Origin of the sequence: Nocardioides sp. YIM 152315 (assembly GCF_029210375.1) — a bacterium.
GTDB lineage: Bacteria > Actinomycetota > Actinomycetes > Propionibacteriales > Nocardioidaceae > Nocardioides.
On record NZ_JARGER010000022.1, the window covers coordinates 1 to 5614 of the forward strand.

At 56.9% G+C, this 5614-nt stretch carries 3 rRNA genes; all 3 read right to left on the bottom strand.

Annotated elements, in window-relative coordinates:
• Nucleotides 1–4 precede the first annotated feature (4 nt).
• Nucleotides 5–121 (bottom strand): 5S ribosomal RNA (gene rrf, locus PZ894_RS06930).
• Nucleotides 122–253: 132 nt separating this feature from the next.
• Nucleotides 254–3430 (bottom strand): 23S ribosomal RNA (locus tag PZ894_RS06935).
• Between the two features lie 494 nt (nucleotides 3431–3924).
• Nucleotides 3925–5451: ribosomal RNA gene (locus PZ894_RS06940) — 16S ribosomal RNA — on the bottom strand.
• The 16S, 23S and 5S rRNA genes sit together here, the layout of an rRNA operon.
• Nucleotides 5452–5614: the final 163 nt, after the last annotated feature.

Below are 5614 nucleotides of genomic sequence, written 5' to 3' on the forward strand. Positions count from 1 at the left end.
GTATGTCCGGCGGCGTCCTACTCTCCCACAGCCTCTCGGTTGCAGTACCATCGGCGCTGAAAGGCTTAACTTCCGGGTTCGGGATGGGACCGGGTGTTTCCCTTTCGCTGTGGCCGCCGTAACTCTGGTGGCGTCACATCACCGGCGTGTTCACGGTGTGTGGCCATGTCTTCGTTATTCACTTCGCTTGTGAATGAATGTGGACGCGAGTGTCTGTGTTGCGCGGGTCTTTGTGGGTTTTGTTGAGGGTTTGTGTGACAAGCCCTCGGCCTATTAGTACCAGTCAGCTCTACCTTGCGGTTGTACACTTCTGGCCTATCAACCCAGTGTTCTGCTGGGGGCCTTACCCGGTTGTTCCGGTGGGAAACCTCATCTTGAAACGTGCTTCCCGCTTAGATGCGTTCAGCGGTTATCACTTCCGAACGTAGCCAACCAGCCGTGCCCCTGGCGGGACAACTGGCACACCAGAGGTTCGTCCATCCCGGTCCTCTCGTACTAGGGACAGCCTTTCTCAAGTTTCCTGCGCGCGCGGCGGATAGGGACCGAACTGTCTCACGACGTTCTAAACCCAGCTCGCGTGCCGCTTTAATGGGCGAACAGCCCAACCCTTGGGACCTACTCCAGCCCCAGGATGCGACGAGCCGACATCGAGGTGCCAAACCATCCCGTCGATATGGACTCTTGGGGAAGATCAGCCTGTTATCCCCGGGGTACCTTTTATCCGTTGAGCGACCACGCTTCCACATGCCGTGGCCGGATCACTAGTTCCGACTTTCGTCCCTGCTCGACATGTCTGTCTCACAGTCAAGCTCCCTTGTGCACTTACACTCGCCACCTGATTGCCAACCAGGCTGAGGGAACCTTTGAGCGCCTCCGTTACATTTTAGGAGGCAACCGCCCCAGTTAAACTACCCATCAGGCACTGTCCCTGAACCAGATCATGGTCCTAGGTTAGACATCTAGTACGACCAGAGTGGTATTTCAACGTTGACTCCACAACCACTGGCGTGGCTGCTTCACGGTCTCCCACCTATCCTACACAAGCCGAACCAAACACCAATACCAAACTATAGTAAAGGTCCCGGGGTCTTTCCGTCCTGCCGCGCGTAACGAGCATCTTTACTCGTAGTGCAATTTCGCCGAGTCCACGGTTGAGACAGCGCCCAAGTCGTTACTCCATTCGTGCAGGTCGGAACTTACCCGACAAGGAATTTCGCTACCTTAGGATGGTTATAGTTACCACCGCCGTTTACTGGGGCTTAAGTTCTGAGCTTCACCACCATACCTGTTGAGGGTGGCTGACTCGTCCCCTTAACCTTCCAGCACCGGGCAGGAGTCAGTCCGTATACATCGTCTTACAACTTCGCACGGACCTGTGTTTTTAGTAAACAGTCGCTTGGGCCTGGTCTCTGCGGCCATCACCGCTGCCGCACGCAAGGTGCTTCACGGATCCGGCCCCCCTTCTCCCGAAGTTACGGGGGCATTTTGCCGAGTTCCTTAACCATGGTTCGCTCGATCGCCTTGGTATTCTCTACCTGATCACCTGAGTCGGTTTGGGGTACGGGCGGCGCGTAGCTCGCTAGAGGTTTTTCTCGACAGCATAGGATCACCCACTTCACCCATACGGGCTCGGCATCGTGTCTCAGGTTGGTGACCTAACACCGGGTGACGGATTTGCCTATCACCCACCCTACGCACTTACCCACGCACAACCATCGGCGTGGTTGGGCTGCCTTCCTGCGTCACCCCATCGCTTGACTACTACCGGATCGGATCCCGCGCTCCCCCCACACGCCATCCCCCCGAAAGGGAACGGTCACGTGGGCTTCGGGCGGTTAGCATCACCGGGTTCGTCATGGGCGCTACTTTGCCGGTACGGGAATATCAACCCGTTGTCCATCGACTACGCCTGTCGGCCTCGCCTTAGGTCCCGACTTACCCAGGGCAGATTAGCTTGACCCTGGAACCCTTGATCATTCGGCGCAGGAGTTTCTCACTCCTGATTCGCTACTCATGCCTGCATTCTCACTCGTGTCACCTCCACCCCTGGGTCACCCCGGGACTTCACTGGTGACACGACGCTCCCCTACCCATCCACACACCTGAACCCCGAAACCCGGGGCTGGGTACACGCGTGAATGCCATAGCTTCGGCGGATGACTTGAGCCCCGCTACATTGTCGGCGCGGAATCACTTGACCAGTGAGCTATTACGCACTCTTTCAAGGGTGGCTGCTTCCAAGCCAACCTCCTGGTTGTCACTGCGACTCCACATCCTTTTCCACTTAGTCACCGCTTAGGGGCCTTAGCTGATGGTCTGGGCTGTTTCCCTCTCGACTACGGAGCTTATCCCCCGCAGTCTCACTGCTGCGCTCTCACTTACCGGCATTCGGAGTTTGGCTAACGTCAGTAACCTGGTAGGGCCCATCGGCTATCCAGTGCTCTACCTCCGGCAAGAAACACACAACGCTGCACCTAAATGCATTTCGGGGAGAACCAGCTATCACGAAGTTTGATTGGCCTTTCACCCCTATCCACAGGTCATCCCCTCAGTTTTCAACCTAAGTGGGTTCGGTCCTCCACGCGGTCTTACCCGCGCTTCAACCTGCCCATGGATAGATCACTTCGCTTCGGGTCTTGATCGCGCTACTCCACCCATCACTGGGATACGCCCTCTTCGGACTCGCTTTCGCTACGGCTCCCCCACACGGGTTAACCTCGCAACACAACGCAAACTCGCAGGCTCATTCTTCAAAAGGCACGCCATCACCCCCACACCCACCATTGTCAAGAGGATGGGCAGCCGGGCTCTGACGGATTGTAGGCACACGGTTTCAGGTACTATTTCACTCCCCGCCAGGGGTACTTTTCACCTTTCCCTCACGGTACTTGTCCGCTATCGGTCATCAAGGAGTATTTAGGCTTAACGGGTGGTCCCGCCAGATTCACACGGAATTTCAGGGGTTCCGTGTTACTTGGGATCCCACTCAACAGATGCACGCTTACAACTACGGGGCTATCACCCTCTACGGCGCCACTTTCCAATGGACTTCAACTTCACGCACATTTTCTCACTGTCCGACCCACCGGCAGATGGATCAGAATGGTCCCACAACCCCCCACACACAACCCCTGCCGGGTATCACATGCATGAGGTTTAGCCTCCTCCGATTTCGCTCGCCACTACTCTCGGAATCACAATTGTTTTCTCTTCCTACCGGTACTGAGATGTTTCACTTCCCGGCGTTCCCTCCACACACCCTATATATTCAGGCGCGGGTAACACGACATGACTCGTGCTGGGTTCCCCCATTCGGACACCCCCGGATCACAGCTCGGTTGCCAACTCCCCAGGGCTTATCGCAGGCTCCTACGTCCTTCATCGGCTCTTGATGCCAAGGCATCCACCATGTGCCCTTCATAGCTTGTCGCACAAACACTCAACAAAAACTACAAAGACAAGACATCCAACAACCCACCCCACAAAAAAACAGGGGCCTACAAGGGCTGCCAGACAATTGCTTCCACAACCCGACCACAAACGGCCGAGTCGTGAAGATGCTCGCGTCCACTATCCAATTCACAAGAAACCAGCCCACCAAGAAACCCCAGGACCCGAAGACCCCAGACCCCCAAGGAGGCAAGAGACAAACCGCCCCAGACAACGTCCTGCGGCTGATGCCTCAGGACTCAACAGCGTGCCAAGACCACACCCCCACCCCGATGCCGGCCAGGTTCCACACCCACACCCCGAACGGGCTGCCCCGAAGGGGCTGCCCCGAAGGGGCTGGGTAGTACTGAGGCCGACCCGGACTGCAGGTCGGTCGTTCGTCGACGATTCCACTAGCGAGACACCACCAGTGCCGACCAGACGCTTCGTGACCAGGAATTGGCCAGCTGACCGTGCGGGGTGTGTGCTCCTTAGAAAGGAGGTGATCCAGCCGCACCTTCCGGTACGGCTACCTTGTTACGACTTCGTCCCAATCGCCAGCCCCACCTTCGACGGCTCCCCCCACAAGGGTTGGGCCACCGGCTTCGGGTGTTGCCGACTTTCGTGACGTGACGGGCGGTGTGTACAAGGCCCGGGAACGTATTCACCGCAGCGTTGCTGATCTGCGATTACTAGCGACTCCGACTTCATGGGGTCGAGTTGCAGACCCCAATCCGAACTGAGACCGGCTTTTTGGGATTCGCTCCGCCTTACAGCATCGCAGCCCTTTGTACCGGCCATTGTAGCATGCGTGAAGCCCTGGACATAAGGGGCATGATGACTTGACGTCATCCCCACCTTCCTCCGAGTTGACCCCGGCAGTCTCCTATGAGTCCCCGGCATCACCCGCTGGCAACATAGGACGAGGGTTGCGCTCGTTGCGGGACTTAACCCAACATCTCACGACACGAGCTGACGACAGCCATGCACCACCTGTACACCGACAAAAAGGGGCACCATCTCTGGCGCTTTCCGGCGTATGTCAAACCCAGGTAAGGTTCTTCGCGTTGCATCGAATTAATCCGCATGCTCCGCCGCTTGTGCGGGCCCCCGTCAATTCCTTTGAGTTTTAGCCTTGCGGCCGTACTCCCCAGGCGGGGCGCTTAATGCGTTAGCTGCGGCACGGAACCCGTGGAATGGATCCCACACCTAGCGCCCAACGTTTACGGTGTGGACTACCAGGGTATCTAATCCTGTTCGCTCCCCACACTTTCGCTCCTCAGCGTCAGGACATGCCCAGAGAACCGCCTTCGCCACCGGTGTTCCTCCTGATATCTGCGCATTTCACCGCTACACCAGGAATTCCGTTCTCCCCTGCATGCCTCTAGTCTGCCCGTATCGAAAGCAAGCACTGAGTTAAGCCCAGTGTTTTCACTCCCGACGCGACAAACCGCCTACGAGCCCTTTACGCCCAATAATTCCGGACAACGCTCGCACCCTACGTATTACCGCGGCTGCTGGCACGTAGTTGGCCGGTGCTTCTTCTGTACCTACCGTCACCACCATCATCGGCGCTTCGTCGGTACTGAAAGAGGTTTACAACCCGAAGGCCGTCATCCCTCACGCGGCGTTGCTGGATCAGGCTTCCGCCCATTGTCCAATATTCCCCACTGCTGCCTCCCGTAGGAGTCTGGGCCGTGTCTCAGTCCCAGTGTGGCCGGTCACCCTCTCAGGCCGGCTACCCGTCGAAGCCTTGGTAGGCCATTACCCCACCAACAAGCTGATAGGCCGCGAGCACATCCCTGGCCGAAAAAACTTTCCACACCCATCCCATGCAGGAGAATGTCATATCCGGTATTAATCTCGGTTTCCCGAAGCTATCCCAGAGCCAGAGGCAGATTACTCACGTGTTACTCACCCGTTCGCCGCTCGAGTACCCCCGAAAGGGCCTTTCCGCTCGACTTGCATGTGTTAAGCACGCCGCCAGCGTTCGTCCTGAGCCAGGATCAAACTCTCCATTGAAAACAAAAAGTTATCCCCGACAAGACAACACTGACAAAAGTTGTCAGAATCATTGTCAAAGAAATCCGCGACACAAACCAAAAGCCTGCGTCAACGGGACACAAACAAACTAATTCGTCGACTATGACACACTGTTGAGTTCTCAAACATCAGACGCACACCG